We start from the raw sequence: 20,517 nt of genomic DNA, 5'->3' as shown, positions 1-20,517 counted from the left end.
GTCGGCGGTCAGCTCCCGCATCACCCGACCGACCAGGGGAGCGGCCCGGTGATGGAGAGGCGGCGCGACACGCGTGCCGCGCCGCACACCAGCGCCCTGGTCGCCGCCGACGGGTCGGTCGACTCCGTGCTGCCCGGCGCGCCGGCCACCGGCGGGCGGGTCGGCTCCCGGGCCACCGCCGCCGCGTCCGTCGAGCCCGAGGAGGTCAGCCCGCAGGCGGTCCGGCCCCGGGTGGCCACCGTCGGCGCGAAGGCGTCCGCCCGGCGGCGGCAACCCGGTGACCTCATCTGCGGCGAGTGCGGCGAGGGCAACGCGCCGACCCGCCGCTTCTGTAGCCGGTGCGGTGACTCGCTGCGGACCGCCGAGGTGGTGCGTCGACGCTGGTGGCAGCGCCTGCTGCCGCGCCGTGGCCCCCGGGTCACCGCGGCCGGGACCCGCCCCGGCGCGCCCGGCGGCGGCCGAGCGGGTGGGGTCGGTGGCGTGCTGCACGCCGTCTACCAGCGGTCGAACGCGGTCGCCGCGGTGCTGCTCTTCGCGATCGGGGTGGCGTACCTGATCTATCCGCCGCTGCGGGAGCGGGTCAACGGGGCGGTCTCCGGGCCGGTGACCGGGGCGCGGGACTGGGTCGACCGGAAGATCAACCCCCGGTTCGTGGCGGTCCGGCCGGTGGAGGTGACCGGCGGCGCGTCGGTCCGCGACCACGGGCCGGAGCTGAGCGTCGACCAGTACCGCAACACGCACTGGCAGGTGCGCTGGGACCGGGAGAAGCCGCCGACGGTCACCCTGCGCTTCGCGGCGAAGGTCGACCTGGAGCGGCTGATCGTGACCGCCGGCACGGCCGAGGACTACACCGCGACCCACCGGCCGATGACCCTGCACCTGGTCTACTCCACCAACCGGTCGGACACCCTCACCGTCGAGGACACCGGGGAGCCCCAGACGTTGAGCCTCGACGAAGCCGACGGGGTCACCAGCGTGCAGATCCAGGTCACCGACGTGCACCGGGCCGAGAAGGGCACCGACGTCACGGTCAGCGAGTTCGAGTTCTTCGCCCGGGAGTGAGCGGTCGCCGGGCAGCGGGTGACGTCGGGGCACCGGGCTCCGGCGGCGGCACCCGACAACCACCACCACCGTCGGCCGACCGGCCCGACGGTCCCACGTCGGAGGTGTATCCGTGACAGAAGTCGCCATCGCCCTGAACACCACCGCGAACATGATCGGGTTCGCGCAGGGTCAGGCCAAGGGCCTGACGGACGGGGTGTTCCAGGTCAACGGGTTCAGCAACGCCGGGTTCCGGACCGAGGTGCCGCTGAACCAGCTGATCTCACCGGTGCCGATCGCCCACGGCCAGCTCGTCATGGTCCAGGGCGGCCAGTCCCGGCAGCACGTCTACTGGCTGCGCTACCTGCGGCGGGGCATCGGGGTCACCGACAAGAAGCGGGTCTGCGTGGAGCTGCTGGTGCGCTTCACGACCTTCGACTACGTACCGAAGGACGGTGAGGGTGGCCCGACCGCGCAGGAGCGGGCGATCCTGCGCGACTACCCGCTCTGGGGGATCACCGACCTGAGCGTGTCGCTGATGGCGACCGGCCGGGGGCGGAACCCGTTCAACAAGTTCAACGAGTCCGGCAGCCTGACCTTCGACGTGGCCGCCGTCAACGACGGCATGCCCCACCTGCGGATCAACTACCGGGTGCAGCACCAGGCGAAGAACCTCCTCGGCGCGCCCCTCGGGTTGAGCCACAACGACGTCGGCGCGTTCCTGGTGCACAGCAACGGCAGCTTCGAGATCAACCCGGGGGAGGGGCGGACCGAGAAGCACTTCCGGATCACCCCGCTCAGCGGCAGCGTGCACGACCGCCCGACCCGGGTCGTGCCGGACGACGAGGACGGCCAGCCGGTCACGACCGGCGTGCTCAGGGCCCAACGCATCGAGCTGGGTGGGATCGACCACGGGGGCCGGATGCTCGACCCGCACGAGCACAAGGGCATGAAGGTGATCGGCTTCGAGCGGATGGACGGCCCGAACACCGTCACCGTCCGCAACGACGGTCAACCGCCGGTGGTCGCCACGGCGGCGGACGACGAGGGGCACGAGGCGTCGCTGCGGCTGGAGTACGTCCGCGACGGCGCGGTGCTGGGCCGGAAGGTCCGCACCAAGATCAAAACGTTGCTGCTGCTGCGGTTCACCATGGTCCCGTACGTCACCGCGCCCGACAACGGCCACCGGCAGATCGTCTACGTGGGCGGGGTCCGCTACACCGCCTTCCGCAACGTCTCGTTGCAGGTGCTGGAGGTGGGGCGCGGCGATCCGGCGGTGGTCGGCGAGAAGGGCCGGCAGTACGACGTCGACGCGGTCAAGAACCGGCACCACGAGGAGTCGACGCTGTTCTTCGGGCCGTACGTCGAGGAGGTGCCGGGGCAGGTCGGGGTGCAGCTACGCATCGACTGGACGGCCGAGCACGCCGGCGCCGACGGGCGGAGCCGCCAGCACAGCAACAAGGGGCAGTTCCGCCTCGGGATCGACCCGTCCGGCAGCCCGGTGCTCCGCCTGCTCGACGCCGACAGCAACAAGTACTTCACGGTCACGGGCTGAGGGGGAGACGACCGATGAACTATCCGGAGACCTTCGACACCACCGGCCCGGCCGGCCTCGACGACGCGTACGCCTATCTGAGCTGGGCGGCGGTCAGCGCGCACGGCATCCTCGCCGAGCAGCCGGAGGCCGGCTGGGAGCTGGTGCCGGACCTGCTCGGGCAGGGCTGGGGCGACCCGGGGTGGTACCAGCGCAACGGTTGGCTGGCCGACTTCTACGACACCGTCTACCACCACGCCGGCGCCTTCCCGCCGGTGCAGATCTTCGCCGTCGACGAGATGGGTGAGCCGGCGACGGAGATGGCCCGGGTGATCGACTCGGTGACCCAGAACTGGATCGCCGCCGCGCACCAGGCCGCCGACCAGGACGGCTACGACCAGCACGACTACGACCAGGCCGGCTACGACCAGGCCGGGCAGGACTACGGCCAGCAGGAACACGACCAGCACGGCCAAGGCCAGCAGGGCTACGGGCAGGACGGCTACGACCAGGACGGCTACGGGCAGCAGGACCACGGGCCGGACGGGTCGGCGTACCCCACCGGGCAACCGGAACCGGCCGACCAGGTCGGGCCGGCCGACCAGGTCGGGCCGACGCCGGAGCCGCTTGCCGACCTCGACCCGGAGACCGCCCGGGAGGTGCTCGACCGGGTGGTCGACGACGAGGTGGACGACCTCTCCGTGGCCGACCAGCGGGTCCTGGCCACGGTGCTGACCGTCGAGAAGTTCCAGTACCTGGCCCGCGAGTACGACCTGGTGTGACCCGACCGGTGCCGGGCCGGGACCACGTCACCAGCGGTTCCCGGCCCGGCACCGGCGGGCCCGATGGACCGACCGGCCATCGTCGCGCCCGGGTCCCGTCGACCGGTCGAGCAGGGACGTCACCCCGTGACCAGCATCGAGTACGAGCCGGAGGAACTGTCCGGCAACCGGTTCGCCGTGACCGGCTTCCGGGACGCCGGCCTGCCGGTCGGGGAGTTCCTCGCCGACGAACTGTGGCCCGACGAGTTCGACGGCGCGGTGTGGCTGGACCGGGGCACCCGGACCCACCGGCACTGCTACTGGCTGCGCTACCGCTACCAGGGGCCGGGCGGTCGCAAGCTGGTCGCGGCGGAGTTCCTGGTCCGGTTCGGCACCTTCCCCTACCAGCCCCGCCCCGGCACCGACCGGTACTCGCCCCGTTCGGCGGCACCGCCGCCGGGCCTGTGGGGGATCGAGGACCTCAGCATCGCGCTGCGGGACACCGGTGCCGGCGGCCGGAATCCGTTCAACAAGTTCAACGACCCCGGCCACCTCGTCTTCGAGCCGACGATGGTGTCCGCCCCCGCCGCCGGCACCGGTGCCCCGGTGCCCGCGATCCGGATCGGGTACCGGGTCCGGCACGCGGAGAACCCGGTGCTCGGTCCGGCGGTCGCCCCGGGCCACGAGGAGACCGGGGCGCTGACCGTGCACAGCGACGGCGCGATCACGCTGGAACCGGCGTCCGGGCCGTCGTCGTGGCGGCTGGTCCCGGTCAGCGGCGCGGTGCACGGGCGGCCGCTGGTCGGGGCCGACCCGCCGCCCACCCGCAGCCTCACCGTCTACCAGGCCACCGGCGTCACCGTCCCGCCGCCGGTCACCGCGATGCGGGTGCTGACCGGGCGGGCCCGCCGGGGCGCGGTCGAGGTGCAGGGATTCGAGCGGGTGGCCGGCCCGCCGCAGATCGAGGTGTGGCACGACGGGCATCCGCGCTGGTACCGCGCGTCGATGGGCGTCGACACCCGGGACGACGGCATGATCGTGGAGTACGCCCGGCCCGGTGACCCGGCCGAGGGCCCGAGGGCCGGTCGGGTCCGGGCCCGCCTCGCGTTGCGCCTGCTCACCTGCTCGTACCTGGTCGAGTCGAACGAGTTCGCCGACGCCGTGGTCTTCCACCACGGCCGCCGGCACCCCGGGTTCGCCGACGTGTCGCTGCGCCCGCTGCCCGACGACGCCGACCCCACCCCGCCCGGGACGGTCGGCTCGCGGCTGCGGTTCGTCCCCGAGTGGTACGACGGCCCGGACGGCGACGTGCCGGGCCTGCTCGTCCGCTGGTCCGAGGTGGCGGTGGCCCCGGCCACGGGCCCCGGCACACCGCTCGGCGGCGCGTTCCTGATCACCGTGGACACCTCCGGCGGGCCGGTGGTCCGCTTCGGCGACGAGCAGACCTACCGGCACCTGACCGTGACGAACTGAGCGGAGGACACTGTGCCGAGTCGGATGCGGCTGGTCGGGTACCGGCCCGACCCGCCGGTGGGTGACGCCTTCACGGTGACCGGGTTCGGCGGCGCCGGCTTCCCCGAGCAGGCGACGCTGCGGGACCTGGTCACCCCGGCGCAGCCCTACCTCGCCGGCACCGGGATGGTCCGGGGCGACCGGCAGCGGCGGCACTCGTACTGGCTGCGCTACCTGCGTCGGCGGGGCGGCCCGACCGGCCCGAAGCGGGTCTGCGTGGACCTGCTGGTCCGGTTCACCACCTTCGACTACGTGGCCGCCGACGTCGGGGCCGGCCCGGCGTCGTCCCGGCAGGCCGCGTTGGCGTCCTTCCCCTGCTGGGGCGTCGCCGACCTGAGCGTGTCGCCGCACGCCGTCACGGCCGGGCGCAACCCGTTCAACAAGTTCAACGAGGTGGGTTCGCTGGTGTTCACCGCCCGGCTGGAGGCCGGCCACGGGACGATGCCGGCGGTCCGGGTCGGCTACCGGGTGCACCACGAACGGACCACTGTCGACGGGGTGCTGCTGACCCCGGAACACGACGAGGTGGGGTCGTTCCTGGTGCACAGCGACGGGCTGTTCGAGGTGGCCGACCGGTCCCTGGCGACCCGGACCCACTTCCTCGTCACGCCGGTCGACGCCGGGGTGCACGACCGGCCGCCGGTGCCGCCGGCCGCCGCCCGGCGACCCGACTCGGCCCGCCCGGTGTGGCACGCGACCGGGCTCACCGCCGCCCCGGCCGAGTCGGCCGGGCCCCGGCTGACGCCGTACGCCGACGACACCGTCGTGGTGACCGGCTTCGACGGGCTGGACGGCCCGCAGACGCTGACGGTCCGCGACGCGACCGGTGAGCAGCGGACGGCGATGCTGGACCCGGCGGCCCCGGAACCCGGCGCGTTGCTGCTGGCCTACCGGGCCGACCGGGGGCCGGGCCGGGCCGGTGGCGTCCGGCTGCTGCTGGGGCTCCGGTTCACCATGCACCGTTTCCTGGTCGCCCCGCCCGGCGTCGACCGCGGCACCGTCCACCGGGCCCCCGAGGGCGGCGACGCGCCCGTCGACGCCTACTACGGCGACGACCCGACGGCCAACCGGGAGGCGTGGCCGGTGCTGTGGCACCGGGGGCGGCGGCACACCGGCCTGCGGCAGGTCGCGCTCCTGGTGTCCGGGGCCGACGGCGGGCCCGGCCCGGACGCCGTGCGCAACAGCACCGGAGCGTGGACGCGGCTGGTGCTCACCCCCGACTGGGAACCGGGCGGCGACGACCGCGCGCCGCGACTACGGATCGGCTGGCACGCGTCGCACCAGGACGACACCGTCCCGGTCGAGGGCCGGTTGGCGTTCGACGTGGACGGGACCGGCCGGCCGACCCTGACCCCGCTGGACGACGAGAGCCGCCGCCGGTTCACCGTCACGGGCTGACCGGCAGGTCCTCGTCGCGGGCGGGCCGCAGCCGCCGGGACAACTCGGCGATCTCCCGCCGGTACGTGGCCTGCTGGGCCGCGTCGACGCCGCCGTCCGCGCCGAGCGCGACCAGCAGCCGCAACGCGCGGACCTGGCCGAGCAGGTGACCGGTCTCCCGGTGGGTCGCCAACGCCTCCTCGGCGGTGCGGGCGGCGGTCATCGGGCCGGTGGCCCGCAGCGCCTCGGCCGCCACCATCAGCGCGTGCCCCTCCCACACCCGGTAACCGGCGGCGCGGGCCACCGCGCGGGCCTGCCGGGCCAGCGCGACCGCCTCCGTCGGATCGGTGTCCCGGTGCACCTCGGCCAGCCCGATGAGCGCCTCGACCTCCTCACCCCGGGCCCCGCCCGCGCGGGCCAGGTCGAGCGCCCGCCGGTGTTCGGTGGTCGCGGCCGGATCGCCGTTGCGCAGGTGGATCGCGCCCAGCACGTTACGGGCGGCGGCCTGCTGGGCGGGATCGCCGATCAGGTCGGCGAGGGCCAGCGCGGCGTTCGCCAGTTCGGTCGCCGGGCCCAGGTCACCGGTCTGCGCGCGCAGCGCCGCCAGCCGGCGCAGGCTCTCCGTCTCGGTCGGCCGGTAGCCGGTGCGCCGGCTCAGCTCCAGCGCCTCCCGCAGGTGGTCGAGGGCCTCGTCGTGCTGGCCGAGGGCGTGCTGCACCTCGCCCAGGTTGCTCAGGCTGATCCCGGTGCTCATCCACATCCCGGTGCTGCGGGTCAACGCCAACGCCTGCCGGAACACCTCGGCTGCCTCGCGGAGCCGTCCCATGTCCCGGTAGATCACCCCGAGGTTGCCGAGGCTGGTGCTGAGCCGTTCCGGGCCGCCGAGACGTTCGTGGATGCTCACCGCGAGCCGGGTCAGCTCGGCCCCCTCGGCCAGCCGGCCGGCCCGCAGGTGCACCAGCCCACAGGTGCCGTACGCCGCCGCCAGGCCCTCCGGCCAGGCCGCCCGGTGCGCCGCGTCGATCATCGCGGTGGCGTGGGACAGGCCCACCCCGTACTCGCCGCGACGCAGGTGCAGGCTGGCCAGCCCGAGCCGGCTCGCGGCCTCGCCGGCATGGTCGCCGGCCTGCTGCGCGGCGCGCAGCGCGCTGGTCGCGGCGACCAGGCCGTCGCGGTGCGGGCGGAACTGGAAGTAGCCGCGCAGCGCGTCCGGGATCCGCCAGGCGGCCGGGTCGGCGTCGTGTTCGGCGGCGTGCGCGATCACCCGCATCAGGTTGGTGTGCTCCTCCTCCAGCCAGGCCATCGCCCCGGCGGAGGTGGGGAACGGCGACGCCCCGGCGACCGGTCCCGTCCCGTCGGGCGGCAACCGCACCAGGTGCGGGTAGACGGCGACGGCGGCGGCCTCGGTGCGCTGCCGGTACCAGCCGTAGAGACGCCCGGTGGCGGCCCGCAGCTGCGGGCCGGGATCCTCGGCGGTGGCCCGTTCCCGGGCGTAGAGCCGCAGCAGGTCGTGGAACGTGTACCGGCCGGGTGCCACCTGCCCGACGAGGTGCGCGGCGGCGAGCCGGTCCAGCTCGCGGGCGGCCGTCGGCTCGTCGATCCCGGCCAGCGCGGCGGCGGCGGCCACCGTGACGTCCGTCCCGGGTGCCGTGCCCAGCAGCCGGAACAGCCGCCGCGCCGGGGCGGGCAGGGCGGCGTACGACAGGTCGAAGGCCGCCCGGACGGCCGCCTGGTCGTCGCCCTCGATACGCAGGTCGGCGAGCTGGTTGCCGGCGGTCAGCCGGGCGGTGTGCGCGCTGATCGACTGGTCGGGCTGGTCGATCAGGTTGGCGGCGGCGATCCGCAGGGCCAGCGGCAGCCGGGCGCAGACCGTCGCCAGCTCGGCGATCTCGGTGGCGCGGGTGACCCGTTCGGTCGGGATGATCCGGGTGAGCAGGGTGCCGGCCTCGGCGGCGGTGAGCACGTCGAGGTCGATGCGGCGCGCGCCGTCGACCGCGACGAGCCCGCTGAGCCGGTCCCGGCTGGTGATCAACGCCAGGCAGCCGGCGCTGCCCGGTAGTAGCGGGCGCACCTGGTCGGCGCTGGCGGCGTTGTCCAGCACCACCAGCATCCGGCGACCGTCCAGCATGGTACGCAGCAGCGCGGCGGCCTGCCCGGCGTCGACCGGCACCTGCTCGGCCGGTACCCCGAGCGCGTGCAGGAACCCGGCCAGGGCCTCCTCCTCGCGGACCGGGCTGGCCGTCGAGTAGCCGCGCAGGTTGACGTAGAGCTGCCCGTCCGGGAAGTGCCGACGCACCCGGTGGGCCCAGTGCACCGCCAGGGCGGTCTTGCCGACCCCGGCCATTCCGGTGATGGCGGAGATGACCACCGGCCCCCGGGTCGCCGTCTCCCCGGTCAGCAGCGCGTCGAGCGCGGCCATCTGGGTGCTGCGCCCGGTGAAGTAGGCGACGTCGGGGGGTAGTTGTGCCGGTGGGCGGTGGCTGGGTGGGCGGGCCGGCGGTGACGCCTCGGGCCGGTGCGGCGCGGTCCCGGGGCGTACGGCCGGGGCGTCACCGACGGCCGGGCGGGCGACCACCCGGGGCAGGTCCTGCCGCAGGATGCGCAGCTGCGCCTCGCGGAGTTCCGGGCCGGGTTCCACGCCGAGCTGCTCGGCGAGGCGGTCCCGCAGCTTACGGTGCAGGGTCAGCGCCCGGGCCTGCTGGCCGCACGCGGCCAGGGCGAGCATGAGCCGGGCGTGCACCTGTTCGTGCAGGGGTTCGTGGCGGGCCACGGCGTGCAGCTCCCGGACCGCCCGGTCGGGCAGTCCCAGGTCGACGGCGAGCGTCGCGTAGGTGACGGCGGTGGCGATGCGGCGGCGGTTCAGGGCGACGGCGGTCGGGTGCTGGGCCAGGCCCGGTGCCGCGTCGGCCAGGACAGGCCCGCGCCACAACGCCAGTGCGCCGGCCAGCCGGTCCAGGCTGGCCAGGTCGCCCGCGACGCTGCCCTCGGCGCGTTCGATCACGGTGGCGAACTCGCTGAGGTCGAGCTGGGTGGGGTCGACCCGGAGCCGGTAGCCGCCACCGACGTGGGTGATGGTGGTGCCGGCGTTCCCGGGCCGGTCCAGCACCCGGCGCAGCCGGGCGACGTAGGTGTGCACGAGGTTCAGGCAGCTGTCCGGCGGGTCGTGCCCCCATAGCACGTCGACGATCTCGTGGCGGGACACGATCGTGTCCGGGTGCAGGGCGAGCAGGCCGAGCAGCATCCGTTGCCGGTTGGCGCCGAGTGCGACCGGTTCGGCCCCGACCTGGATGCGCAGCGGGCCGAGCACGTCGATGCGGAGGGTGGGTGCCGACGCGGCGGGTGGTGCGGGGCCGGGCGGCTTGAGGTGGGGCAGCCCGACGGCGTCGGCGATGCGTCGGAGGGATTCGGCGCGGGGGTTGCGGACCCGGCCCTGTTCGATGTCGCGCACCGCCCGGACACTGATTCCTGCCCGTTCGGCCAACTGCTCCTGGGTCAACCCGGCACCCAGCCGTCGTCGTCGGATCTCACCACCGCTGTCGGCCATCAACCGGCCTCCCTGTCATGGCTGCGCGTCCTTCCCACCAGCGCGGCCAGCACATGATTCTGCCGGTTGACCGGTCGGATGACCATGATCTTCGACACTCAATCACCGGGTTGCACACGGCCGAAACCTGCCGATCGGGCAGCAGCGGACGCCCGTCGGGGCAACGGTTCTGCCGGTTCTGCCGGTGCTCCGGCGGCTCGCTTCTGGACGGTCGGGCATTTGGGCAGCTCAAAACGTTGCCGCCTGGCAAGGATGTCGATTCGACGGCGTCCAGCCGGCCTCCAGTGCGCGGCCGGCCGCCGTCTCTACCGTGGACCACGGACACCGCCACCACCCGCTGGCCGGTGTCCACCTCGGCGAAAGCGACTTGCACCCGGTCACGGAACCGCACGGCACCGGCCTCCGGACCACCCATCTGTCCCCCTGCTGAACGGCAGCCTGGCAGCTGACGCTCGACTCAGCCCGGAAGCTAAGGAACCGCCATGAACGGACGTGCCCAGACCTACATCCGTACCCCCGATCCGATCTCCACGGCCGGGATCACCGCGGCGCTGCGCGGCCGGGCCGAGATCGAGGTCGTGCCCGCGCAGATGATCACCGCCGAGACCGTCGGCGTGGTCGCCGCCGACACCCTCGACCACGGCACGCTCGACGTGCTCCGGGCCGTACGCCGGCTGGGCTGCCGGCGGTTCGTACTGGTCGCCGCCGTCGAGTCGGACTCGGCCCTGATCCCCGCGGTGGAACTGGGGGTACGCGCCCTCGCCTCACGCGCCGAGGCGACCGGGCACCGGCTCGCCCAGCTCGTGGTCAGCACCGCCTCCGGTGGCGCGGCGATGCCCCCGGAAGTGCTCGGGCTGCTGGTCAAGCAGGTGACCCGGCTCCAGCAGACGGTGCTCGCCCCGCGCGGCATCGACGTCAACGGGCTCTCGGTGCGGGAGAGCGAGATCCTGCGGCTGGTGGCGGACGGGATGGACACCCGGGAGGTGGCGACCCGGCTGAGCTACTCGGAGCGGACCGTCAAGAACGTGCTGCACGACATCACCAGCCGGTTCCAGCTGCGCAACCGTACGCACGCGGTGGCGTACGCGGTCCGGGAGGGGCTGATCTGACGGTCGAGGAGGACCCGACGTGGCGGACGGGCGGGTGACCCACGACGACCTGGGCGCCTGGCTGATCAAGGGTAACGCCGACCTGGTCGACCTCGCCGGCCGGCGCTACCAGCGCACCGGCAGCGTGGTGACCATCCCGCCCACCTCCCGCTCCGCGATGGGGAACGGCCCGTCGGTGGCGAGGCGCAGACCGGGCAGTCGGGCCCGCAGCCGGTCCAGCCCCACGGCCAGGATCGCCCGGCCGAGCCGCCGACCCGGGCAGTAGTGGCGGCCCCCGCCGAACCCGACGAACTTCGGGCCGTCGCGGTGCGGCAGGAGCGCCTCCGGCTGCCGGTAGACCGCCGGGTCGTGCAGCGCGGAGATCCAGGCGAGGAGCACCGCCGTGCCCCGGGGCACGGTTCCGGAGGGCAGCGCCAGGTCGGTGGTCGCGGTCCGCAGGGCGGCCACGTTGCCGGCGTACACCAGGCGGAGCAGCTCGTCGGCCATGGCCGCGGGGTCGGTCCGCCGCCGGACGAACGCCCGCCAGTCGGCGGCGTCGTCCCCCAGCAGCCGCAGCATCGCCCGGCCGAGCACGGTCGCCGGGGCCTCCACCCCCGCCGACAGCATCAGCCTGGTCAGGCTGACCAACTCGTCGGTCGACAGCCGGATGCCGGTGTCCGGTGGGTCGACCAGGTCGGCCAGCAGCGCGGCGTCCGATCCGCCCGAGACGACCCCGCGTACGTATTCGCCGAACTCGGCGACGAGCCGGGCCCGTTCCTGCGGCGTGCCGGGATGCGAGTGGGTGTACGCCCCCGACCAGCGGCGGATCCGGTCGCAGTCGTCGGCCGGGATGCCGAGCAGCCGGGTGATCGACAGCAGCGGGAGCCGGTCGGTGTACCCGGCGACGAGTTCGCCCCCACGGCGGCCGTCGGCGGTCATCGCGTCCACGAGGGCGTCGGCGACCTGCCGGACCACCGGCAGGTGGGCGGCGACCCGCTCGTGGTTCATCGCCCGGGTGGCGACCCGGTGCACCGCCGCGTGGGACCGTTCGGACTGGTTGATCAGCAGATCCGGGTCGTACAGGAAGTTGGGTTCGCCGCTGCGCCTCGGTGCGTCGGTGAGCAGGTGGTTGCGGGACAGCGCCGGGCTGGTGACGGCGGCGGCGACGTCGGCGTGCCGGACGAGCAGGATCGCGCTGTCGCCGCTGGGCAGGCGGACCCGGCCGAACGGGCACTGCTCGCGCCGCCGGGCGAAGTCGGCGGCGGGGGCGAGCCCCGACGCGGGCGGCAGCGGAAAGGCGGGGAGGTCGTCGTCGTCCATCAGCGCTCCTTCGGTCGGCGGACGCGGGGGTGGGCACCGGCCGGCGCGGGGACCGGCACCGCTTGGCGTGCGGTGGCGCGGGCGCTGCCGGTGCGCGCGGGACGGGGGTCCGCCGCCGGGGTCACCGCCCGACCAGCCGGGCCAGGTGGGTGAGGCCGGCTCTGGTCGCCTCGGCCGGCACTCCGAAGTCGATCAGGCAGGCGACCTCGTCGACGCCCGCGTCGGCGAGCCGGCGCAGGGTACGGGCGCAGGTCGGCACCGAGCCGAACAGCCCGCGTTCGGCGAGGAACCGGTCGAGCACCCGGCCGATGAGGAAGTCCGCCTCGTCGTCGGTGACGGTGCCGTCGTGGAACGCCGAACCCGGCAGCATCCCGGCCACGAGGTCGAGCGAGGACCGCAGGTAGCGGGTCATCGGCTCCCGGGCCAGCGCGGACACGCCCGCGTCGTCCGGCCCGACGAGGGTGTGCAGCATGAGGGTGACCTGACCGCGCCCGGGGTGCAGCCGCCGGTACCGCTCGATCTTGGGACGTAGCTCGTCGAGGCTCTGGGTGAGCAGGTGGGTGAGGACGCCGACGCCGAGCCGCCCGGCGAGTTCGAAGGTGGCCAGGTCACCGGCGCTGGTGATCCAGACCGGCAGGTCGGCCTGCACCGGCCGGGGAAAGACCTCGACGTCGACCCGGCTGCCGGTGCCGTCGGTGCGTGCCGCCGTGCCGCCCCGCCACAGGGACCGCACCTGGTCGATCAGCTCCGGCAGTTCCGCCCTGCGGTGCGGGTACCGGTCGGGGGCGAGGACGAAGTCGACGGCGTGCCAGCCGGAGGCGAACGCGACCCCGGCCCGCCCGTGCGAGATCCGGTCCACCACCGCCCACTCCTCGGCCACCCGCAACGGGTCGTGCAGGGGGAGCACGACACTGCCGGCGCGGACGCCGACCCGCCGGGTGACCGCCGCGACGGCGGCGCCGGTCACCGCCGGGTTCGGGTAGGGGCCGCCGAACCCGTGGAAGTGCCGCTCCGGCGTCCAGACCGCCGTGAAGCCGTGCTCGTCGGCGAACCGTGCGCCGTCGAGCATCAGGTCGTGGGCGTCGTCGGTGCTGGCGGAGAAGAAGAACAGGCTCAGGTCCACGGGGGCGGCTCCTCCGACGGCCGGACGACGGGTGACTCCGGCGCGGCGAGGCTGCGGTCGAGCACCGCCAGGACGTGGTCGATCAGGGCGTCGGCCCGGCGGCGTGCCCCGGCCGACGCCGGGAACTGGAACGTGACCCGGGTCTGCTCACCGTCGGCGATCATGACGTGCAGGGCGTTGCGGGCGACCCCGTTGAACGGCGACCAGTCCACGGTGGTGGCGAGGCCGGGGAAGACCGGGCCGGGGGCGATCCGCCGGTAGCTGACCGAGACGGCGGCGGTGGCCAGGAACGGCCGCGTCCCGGGCCGGCACCTCGCCAACGGGACCGTACGGTGGGCGTAGAGCTGGCGCAGGCCGGCACGGACGGTCGCCAGCGCCGCCGCGTACGGGCCGGTCGGTGGCGTCGGGAGGGTGAGCGGAAGCTCGTTGACGTACATGCCGATCCGGCCCGCCTCGGCCGGCGTACGCACCGACAGTTCGAGCGCGATCGAGGTGGGCCCGTCGGCGGGGGCGAGACAGCCGGCGAGCACGGTGAGTAGCAGCTCGAACCGGGTCGCGGCCAGGGCGACGGCCGCCCCGGCCAGCAGCGCCCGGGTCCGGGGGGTGAGGAGACGGACGACCGCGTCCCCGCGTCGGGCACCGCCGGGCAGGTCGACCGGTCGCGGCGGGTTCCGCCACCAGTACTCGGCGGCCGCGACGACCAGGTCCTCCGGTGGCCCGTGCTCCCCGGGGCCGGCGGGGTCCCCGGTGCAGGCGGGGTGCGCCGCCGTCGCCGGTGCGTCGTGGCCGTAGCGCGCGGCCAGGTCCCGCAGCAGCACGTCCTTGGACCCGCCGTCGACGATCAGGTGGTGGGCGGCCAGGACGAGCACCCCCCGGTCGTCGGCGAGGGCGAACCACCAGACCCGGGCCAGCGGCCCGGCCGACAGGTCGAACCGGGTGCGGGCGGCCCGCTCGACCCGCCCCCGGACGGTCCCGTCGGTGACCCGTTCGACGGTGAGCGTCAGCGGGTGCTCGTCGACCGCCAGCCAGGGCAGGCCGTCGAGGTTGTGGCAGCCGGCGGTCAGCAGCGGGTGCCGCGCGGCCAGCGCCGTGCAGGCCCGCGCCAGCCGGCCCACGTCGACCGGGCCGCGCAGGTCGGCGGTGACCGCGACCGTGTACGCCGACCCGAGGGCGGCCACCTGCTCGTTGAACCAGACGCCCCGTTGCAGCGGTGAGGTCGGCACGAGACGCGTCACGGCGATCCGGCGATCCGGTCGGCGATCCAGGCGGCCTGCTCGGCCAGGCCCGGCCGGGCGTACAGGGCCGACACGGGGGTGGGGACCGCGAACTGGTCGGCGACGAGGCGGGCCAGCCGCAACGCCGACATCGAGTTCCCGCCCAGGGCGAGGAAGTCGTCGTCGCGGCCCACGGCGGCCACCCCCAGCACGGCGGCCCAGATGTCGGCCAGTCGCCGTTCGACCATGGTCACCGGCTCGGCGGTGGGCGTCGACCCGGCCGGCGGGAAGAGGTCGCGCAGCGCCCGTACGACCACCTTGCCGCCGTCGTTGCGCGGCAACGCGGCCACGCAGACGACCCGCTGCGGGATCTCCGCACCGGACAGCCGGCCGGCGAGGAAGGTCCGCAGGTCGGCCGGCACGGCACCGGTACGGGTCACCAGCACGGCGGCGGGCCGTTCGCCCAGCACCGGGTCGGCGAGGGCGGTCACCGCGCAGTCCCGGACGTCGGGGTGTTCGCGCAGCGCCTGTTCGACGGTGAGCGGGGAGACCTTCGTCCCGCCGGAGTGGATGGTCGACGAGTCGCGGCCGGCGAGGTGCAGGTAGCCCTCGTCGTCGAGCCGGCCCCGGTCGCCGGTACGGGTCCAGCCGGCGCGGAACGTCCCGGTGTCGCCGCCGTCGAGGTAGCGGCGCGGTGGCGCGTCGGAGCCGATCCAGACCTGACCCGTCTCGCCCGCGGGGACCTCCCGGCCGGCGTCGTCGGTGATCCGTACCGCGCCCCGGCCGACGGCGTCCGGGCGTCGGCTGTCGAACACCATCGTCGTCCGGGCCGGTGCGGCCTCGGTCGAGCTGTAGGTGTTGACGATGGTGGCGTACGGCAGCACGTCGGCGAGGGCCCGCGCGACGGACCCGGGCAGCACGTCGCCGGTGGTTCCCACGAGCACCACCGACGACAGGTCACGGCGGTGGAGTTCGCCGGAGTCCAGCAGTTCCCGGGCCATCGCCGGGACGAGGAAGAGCGTGCCGACCCGGAACTCCTCGACGGCGGCGCAGACCTCGGCGGCGTCGAACCGGGGCACGACGAGCGCGGCGGGTTCGGCGGCCAGGCCGGTGAGGAGCATGGTCTGGGCGGCGTTCGTCCCGAGCGGGAACGCGTGCAGGAAGTAGCGGGAGTGGGCGAGCTGCCGCCGGCCGGGCGCGGCGTCGTGCCCGTGGGTGAGGTTGCCGTGGGTGGCGACGACCGGCCGGGCCGACCCTTCGGTCCCCGAGGTGAAGATGATCTGGGCCGGGCCGTCCGGGGTGGCCCGGTCGGGGACGGCGGCGGCGTCGGCACCGGCCGGCCCGCGCTGCCAGCCACCCAGCTCCGGGGGGACGGCGCAGCCCTCCCGGATGGTCCCGACCGCCCCGGCGGCGGTGACCCGGTCGACGAGCTGCCCCGGTGGCAGCCGGGCCGACAGCGGCACCGCCACCCCACCGGCCCGCAGCACGCCGCAGAACGCGGTGGCGAACCCGAACCACTCCCGTTCGTCGAAGAGCAGCGCGACCCGTTGGCCGACCCGCAGCCCGTCGGTGACGAGTGCGGCGGCGAGTGCGTCCGCCGACCGGTCCCACTGGCCGAAGGTCAGGGCCGAGCCGTCCGGACGGCACAGGGCGACGGCGTCCGGGGTGTCCGCCGCACGCTGCCGCAGCAGGCCGGGCACGGTCGGCCCGCCGCTCATCGGGCGTCCGGTGTCCGGTCGCCGGCCACCGCCGCGATCCGTCCCACGGTGCCGGCCCGCATGATCTCCTCGATGGTGAGCCGGATGCCCAGCCGCCGTTCGATCCGGAACGCGACCTGGGTGGTCAGCAGCGAGTGCCAGCCGACGTCGGTCAGGTCGTCGTCCAGGCCGACCCCGTCGACGCCTACCAGTTCCTCGACGATGGCGGCGATCGCGCGTTCGGTCGGGGTGTGCGGCGGTCGGGGCCGCGCCGGCACCGCCAGCTGCCGCCGGTCGACCTTGCCGGCGGCGGTGAGCGGCAGGGTGTCCACCACCACGACCAGGTCCGGCACCAGGTGGGCGGGGACGGCCCGGGCGAGGGCCGCCCGCAGCGCCGTACCGGAGGGGTGGTAACCCGGTGCCGGCACGACGTGCGCCACCAGCGACACGGGGTCGGCGTCCGCCGGGGCGGGGGAGACGGCCGCCGACCGGACCCCGGGCAGCCGCCGCAGCGCCGCCTCGACGCCGGCCGGTTCGACCCGGAAGCCGCGTACCTTCACCTGCGCGTCGAGCCGACCGAGCAGGTGGACCGTGCCGTCGGCGTCCCGGCGTGCCCGGTCCCCGGTGCGGTAGGAGCGGCGGCCGTCGAGCATGCGGAACCGTTCGGCGGTGAGGTCGGGGGCGTTCAGGTAGCCGCGCGCGACGCCGACGCCGAGGATGACCAGCTCACCGGGCCGGCCGTCGGCGACGACGTGTCCGTCGGGGTCGACGACGAGGACGTCGTGCCCGGCGATCGGACGGCCCACGGGCACGTGCTCGCCTGCGGTGTCGGCCGGGGTGACCCGGTGCAGGGTGCTGGCCACGGTGGCCTCGGTTGGCCCGTAGCCGTTGATCAGCTCGCACCGGTCGACCCAGCGGCGCGCCGTGGCCGGCGACAACGGGCTGCCGACGCTGAGCACCGTGCGGAGCCGGGGGAGGTCGTCCTCCGGCAGGGTGTCGAGCACGGCGGCGGGCAGGATCGCGTGGGTGACGGCCCGCTCCGCGAGCAGCCGCGCCAACGGCGCACCGACCAGCGAGTCCGGGTCGGCGACCTCCAGCGGGCAGGCGGCGCCGAGACCGAGCAGGAGTTCGAAGACCCAGCCGTCCGCCGCCGGGCCGGAGTGGAGCAGGACGCGGGCGTCGTCGCCGAGTTCGCCGAACCAGCGCCGCTGGGCGACCAGGAGGTTGGCGACCGCGTCGTGGCCGATCATGACCAGTTTCGGGGTGCCGGTCGTGCCGGCGGTGGGGATGACGTAGGCCAGCCCCGTCGGGTCGACGGTGGCCGGCAGGTCACCCGGGGGTGTCGCCCCGGGCCGGGTCGGGTCCACCTGGCGCATGCCCGGTGCCCGGTGGAGCACGGACGTCGACACGACCACGGTGGCGTCCGCCGCCGTCGCGACCGCCTGGTTCCAGGACGGCGGGCTGGCCGGGTCGAGCGGAAGCAGGACGCCGCCGCTGCGCCAGGTGGCGAGGGCCGCCGTGACGAGGGGGAGGCCGCGTTCCAGGACGACCGCCACCATGGTCGCCGGCCCGACTCCGGCCCCGGCCAGCGTCCCGGCGAGCGTGTCCACCCGCTGTTCCAGCTCGGCGTACGTGACCGTTGCGGTCCGGTCGGCCAGGGCCACCCGGTGCGGGAACCGGCGGGCCAGGCTGGACACCCGGTCGCTCACCGTGGCGAAGTCCGTGCCGCGCAACGGCGACCCCCTCGTCGACTCACCCAGCCATGCACGTCGATCTATCGGTGAGGCTGTCACGACCGTGCCGGCGGGTCAAGGCGTGGCGGGCAGGCCGGGGGCGCTCCGTCCGGCCCGGGGTGGTCGACGTCCGCCGGCCGGGCGGCCCCTGACCGGCGGTCCCGCCCGGCCCTTGACCTCATGTCCGGTGCAGGTTGTCGGATGGGGCCATGCGTGCGATTCGCCTCCACCGGTTCGGTCCCGCCACCAATCTCGTCCTCGACGACCTGCCCGACCTGGCACCCGGCCCCGGGCAGGTGCGCATCGCGGTGGCGGCCAGCGGGGTCCATCTGCTCGACACCGCGCTGCGCCGGGGCGAGGCGGGTGGCCCGCTGCCGCTGCCGGCGCTGCCGACGGTGCCGGGCCGCGAGGTCGCCGGCACGGTCGACCTCGTCGGGGCCGGGGTGGACGGGGCGTGGCGGGGCCGGCGGGTCGTCGCCCACCTGGGCATGGTCCCCGGAGGGTACGCCGAGCAGGCGGTGACCACGGTCGAGTCGCTTAACGTCATACCGGAGCAGATGGCGTTCGCCGACGCGGTGGCGCTGGTCGGAACGGGCCGGACCGCCCTCGGCGTCTTCGAGTCGGAGCCGCCGACGGCGGACGACGTGGTGCTGGTGCTGTCGGCGGCCGGTGGGATGGGCTGGCTGCTGGTGCAGGCGGCCCGGACGGTCGGCGCGACGGTGGTCGCCACGGCCCGGGGCGCCCACCGCACGGCCCGGCTCGCCGAGCTGGGTGCGGACGTGGTGGTGGTCGACTACGACCGGCCGGACTGGACGGACCTGGTCCGGGCGCGGGCCGGCGGGCCGACCCTGGTGTACGACGGGGTCGGTGGGGCGGTGGGCCGGGCCGCCCTGGAGTCGACGGCGGCAGGCGGCCGGTTCGTGATGTTCGGCTGGTCGGCGGGGGAGCCGACCCGGGTCGGCACGGCGGATCTGGTGGAGCGCAGCCTGACCGTCGGGTGGCTCGGGCAGCGGGTACGTGACCGGCCGGGCGGGATCGCGGGGTTGGCGGCCCGGTCGGTGGAGCTGGGTGGTCGTGGCTGGTGGCGTCCGCTGGTGTCGACGTACCCGCTGGCGCAGGCGGCTGCCGCGCACGCCGCCCTGGAGGGGCGGCGGGCGTTGGGCAAGGTGGTGCTGACCGTCGGCGGGTGATCCCGCCGGTCGTCCGGGCCCGTCGCCGCCCCGCTTCGCGGCAGCGGTGGCCGATGAGCCGCGTCGATGTAACGATATTTGTGGGAAATGCGCTCCGCCGTATTCGCCCGCGCGGGAACTCCCGTGCCGCTTACGCTCTCCCGCATCGACGAGCGTCCGTCGCGGTACGGCCGGCTGGTGTCGGACCCGAACGAGGGGGCGGGTCCGACGACTGTGGACGCCGTCGGCTCCACGGCTAGCCGCCCCGGCGGGCTACCGGCAGCGCGCGGGGTTCCCGGCGGACCTCCGCCGGGGACCCCGACCCGACGCGCGGACGACGGCCGGCGGCACCCGCCGCCGGCCGTCGGCACATGGGCCCCGGCCCGGCATCGCCCCGGCCCGGCGACGTCCCGGGCCGGTCACGGTCAGCCGGGAAGCTGGTCGACCCGGGCGAGCACCTTGTCGATCAGGCCGTACTCCCGGGCCTGCTCGGCGGTGAACCACCGGTCCCGGTCCCAGTCGGCCTGGATCTCGTCGAGGGTGCGCCCGCTGTGCCGGGCGATCAGCTCCTGCATGGTCCGCTTCACGTGCAGCATGTTCTCCGCCTGGATGGTGATGTCGGCGGCGGTGCCGCCCATCCCCCCGGACGGCTGGTGCATCATGATCCGCGCGTGCGGCAGGGCGAACCGCTTGCCGGCCGCCCCCGCGCAGAGCAGGAACTGCCCCATCGAGCCGGCCAGCCCCAACGCCAGGGTGGCCACGTCGTTGCGGACGTACCGCATGGTGTCGTAGACGGCCATGCCGGCGCTGACCGAACCACCCGGCGAGTTGATGTAGAGGTAGATGTCCCGCTCGCTGTCCTCGGCGGCGAGCAGCAGGATCTGCGCGCAGATCTGGTTGGCCGAGGCGTCGGTGACCTCGGTGCCCAGGAAGATGATGCGTTCCCGCAGCAGCCGCTCGAAGACCTGGTCGCCGAAGGCCGGCTGCCCGCCGTCCAGCATGCGCACGTCGTACCCGATCATGGTGACCACCCTCCGCGTCGCCGGCGGGCGACCTCGCTCCGCCCCGGGAACCGGCGGGTCCAGCCTGCGCCGCCGGGCGGTCACCGCCCCAGCCTTTCTGCCCCCGGCAGATCCGCCGTCGGCAGAACCCGGCCGGCCTACCCGACCGGCAGCCGCCGTCGGCCCGTCCGGGTCCACCGCCGCGCCGGCACCCCGGTGGTACGCGCGGCGGGGCGGGCGGTCGACGCCACGGCGACCCCCCGGGCGGGCGTGGCGACCGTCGTCACCGCGAACCCGATCCCGGTACCCCCGACGGTCGACAGCACGCCGCCGCCACGGGCCGACAGCACGACGCCGGGGGTCGACCCGGTGCCGCCGCCGAGGGTCGGGGGCATGCCGCCGC

General features: G+C 75.2%; 15 protein-coding genes. 7 read left to right on the top strand and 8 right to left on the bottom strand.

Annotated features, from left to right (window positions below):
- From H1A17_RS28935 to H1A17_RS28915, 5 genes are all read left to right on the top strand, one after another.
- Positions 1–1,062: zinc ribbon domain-containing protein (locus H1A17_RS28935; RefSeq protein WP_228544420.1), on the top strand; the 1,062-nt coding region annotated here is incomplete at its 5' end.
- A gap of 112 nt (positions 1,063–1,174) precedes the next feature.
- Positions 1,175–2,596: a hypothetical protein gene (locus tag H1A17_RS28930; protein WP_194823372.1), complete on the top strand. Its 1,422-nt coding sequence runs from the start codon at positions 1,175–1,177 to the stop codon at positions 2,594–2,596.
- A gap of 14 nt (positions 2,597–2,610) precedes the next feature.
- Complete coding sequence (locus H1A17_RS28925) at positions 2,611–3,357, top strand: hypothetical protein (RefSeq protein WP_194823371.1); 747 nt, start codon at positions 2,611–2,613, stop codon at positions 3,355–3,357.
- 126 nt (positions 3,358–3,483) lie between these two features.
- Positions 3,484–4,809 carry a hypothetical protein gene (locus H1A17_RS28920; protein ID WP_145917726.1) on the top strand — a complete coding sequence of 442 codons (1,326 nt, stop codon included), beginning with the start codon at positions 3,484–3,486 and terminating at the stop codon, positions 4,807–4,809.
- A 12-nt stretch (positions 4,810–4,821) separates the two neighbouring features.
- Positions 4,822–6,246, top strand: a complete 1,425-nt coding sequence (locus tag H1A17_RS28915) for a hypothetical protein (RefSeq protein WP_145917727.1) — start codon at positions 4,822–4,824, stop codon at positions 6,244–6,246.
- On the opposite strand, the gene H1A17_RS28910 is transcribed toward H1A17_RS28915, so the two are convergent.
- A complete protein-coding gene (locus H1A17_RS28910; protein ID WP_194823370.1) occupies positions 6,236–9,769 on the bottom strand; it encodes a BTAD domain-containing putative transcriptional regulator in 3,534 nt (1,177 codons plus the stop codon). The genes H1A17_RS28915 and H1A17_RS28910 overlap by 11 nt on opposite strands.
- Before the next feature lie 482 nt (positions 9,770–10,251).
- Between H1A17_RS28910 and H1A17_RS28905 the strand changes: the two genes are divergently transcribed.
- On the top strand, positions 10,252–10,878 hold the full coding sequence (locus tag H1A17_RS28905) for a response regulator transcription factor (protein WP_145917729.1): 627 nt from the start codon (positions 10,252–10,254) through the stop codon (positions 10,876–10,878).
- A 105-nt stretch (positions 10,879–10,983) separates the two neighbouring features.
- Here H1A17_RS28905 and H1A17_RS28900 read toward each other — a convergent pair whose 3' ends face one another.
- From H1A17_RS28900 to H1A17_RS28880, 5 genes are all read right to left on the bottom strand, one after another.
- On the bottom strand, positions 10,984–12,177 hold the full coding sequence (locus H1A17_RS28900; protein ID WP_145917730.1) for a cytochrome P450: 1,194 nt from the start codon (positions 12,175–12,177) through the stop codon (positions 10,984–10,986).
- Positions 12,178–12,298: 121 nt separating this feature from the next.
- Positions 12,299–13,300: a MupA/Atu3671 family FMN-dependent luciferase-like monooxygenase gene (locus tag H1A17_RS28895; RefSeq protein WP_194823369.1), complete on the bottom strand. Its 1,002-nt coding sequence runs from the start codon at positions 13,298–13,300 to the stop codon at positions 12,299–12,301.
- Complete coding sequence (locus H1A17_RS28890) at positions 13,291–14,535, bottom strand: condensation domain-containing protein (protein ID WP_194823368.1); 1,245 nt, start codon at positions 14,533–14,535, stop codon at positions 13,291–13,293. Before H1A17_RS28890 ends, H1A17_RS28895 begins: the two co-directional genes overlap by 10 nt.
- Positions 14,532–16,232 (bottom strand): AMP-binding protein, encoded by a 1,701-nt coding sequence (locus H1A17_RS28885; protein WP_194823367.1) that lies wholly within the window; start codon positions 16,230–16,232, stop codon positions 14,532–14,534. Before H1A17_RS28885 ends, H1A17_RS28890 begins: the two co-directional genes overlap by 4 nt.
- Positions 16,229–17,944 carry a non-ribosomal peptide synthetase gene (locus tag H1A17_RS28880; protein WP_194823366.1) on the bottom strand — a complete coding sequence of 572 codons (1,716 nt, stop codon included), beginning with the start codon at positions 17,942–17,944 and terminating at the stop codon, positions 16,229–16,231. The genes H1A17_RS28885 and H1A17_RS28880 overlap by 4 nt, the downstream gene beginning before the upstream one ends.
- Positions 17,945–18,153: 209 nt before the next feature.
- Here H1A17_RS28880 and H1A17_RS28875 point away from each other — a divergent pair, with 209 nt between their 5' ends.
- Entirely contained in the window at positions 18,154–19,134 is a 981-nt protein-coding gene (locus H1A17_RS28875; RefSeq protein ID WP_194823365.1) for a zinc-binding dehydrogenase, read from the top strand.
- Positions 19,135–19,538: 404 nt separating this feature from the next.
- On the opposite strand, the gene H1A17_RS28870 is transcribed toward H1A17_RS28875, so the two are convergent.
- Together H1A17_RS28870 and H1A17_RS28865 are read right to left on the bottom strand one after the other, a co-directional pair.
- On the bottom strand, positions 19,539–20,135 hold the full coding sequence (locus H1A17_RS28870) for an ATP-dependent Clp protease proteolytic subunit (RefSeq protein WP_145917736.1): 597 nt from the start codon (positions 20,133–20,135) through the stop codon (positions 19,539–19,541).
- A 137-nt stretch (positions 20,136–20,272) separates the two neighbouring features.
- The coding region (locus tag H1A17_RS28865) for a hypothetical protein (RefSeq protein ID WP_228544419.1) at positions 20,273–20,517 on the bottom strand (245 nt) is incomplete at its 5' end.

Origin of the sequence: Micromonospora sp. S-DT3-3-22 (genome assembly GCF_015354745.1) — a bacterium.
GTDB classification, from domain to species: Bacteria; Actinomycetota; Actinomycetes; order Mycobacteriales; family Micromonosporaceae; genus Micromonospora; species Micromonospora wenchangensis.
Note: the sequence above shows the minus strand (reverse complement) of the source record. Positions and strands in the feature narration are given on the sequence as shown.

Bases quoted from the DNA above. Each gene is read 5' to 3' on its own strand.
- H1A17_RS28925 (WP_194823371.1), top strand. From the start codon at position 2,611: ATGAACTATCCGGAGACCTTCGACACCACCGGCCCGGCCGGCCTCGAC.
- H1A17_RS28910 (WP_194823370.1), bottom strand. From the start codon at position 9,769: ATGGCCGACAGCGGTGGTGAGATCCGACGACGACGGCTGGGTGCCGGG.
- H1A17_RS28905 (WP_145917729.1), top strand. From the start codon at position 10,252: ATGAACGGACGTGCCCAGACCTACATCCGTACCCCCGATCCGATCTCC.
- H1A17_RS28900 (WP_145917730.1), bottom strand. From the start codon at position 12,177: ATGGACGACGACGACCTCCCCGCCTTTCCGCTGCCGCCCGCGTCGGGG.
- H1A17_RS28885 (WP_194823367.1), bottom strand. From the start codon at position 16,232: ATGAGCGGCGGGCCGACCGTGCCCGGCCTGCTGCGGCAGCGTGCGGCG.
- H1A17_RS28875 (WP_194823365.1), top strand. From the start codon at position 18,154: ATGCGTGCGATTCGCCTCCACCGGTTCGGTCCCGCCACCAATCTCGTC.
- H1A17_RS28870 (WP_145917736.1), bottom strand. From the start codon at position 20,135: ATGATCGGGTACGACGTGCGCATGCTGGACGGCGGGCAGCCGGCCTTC.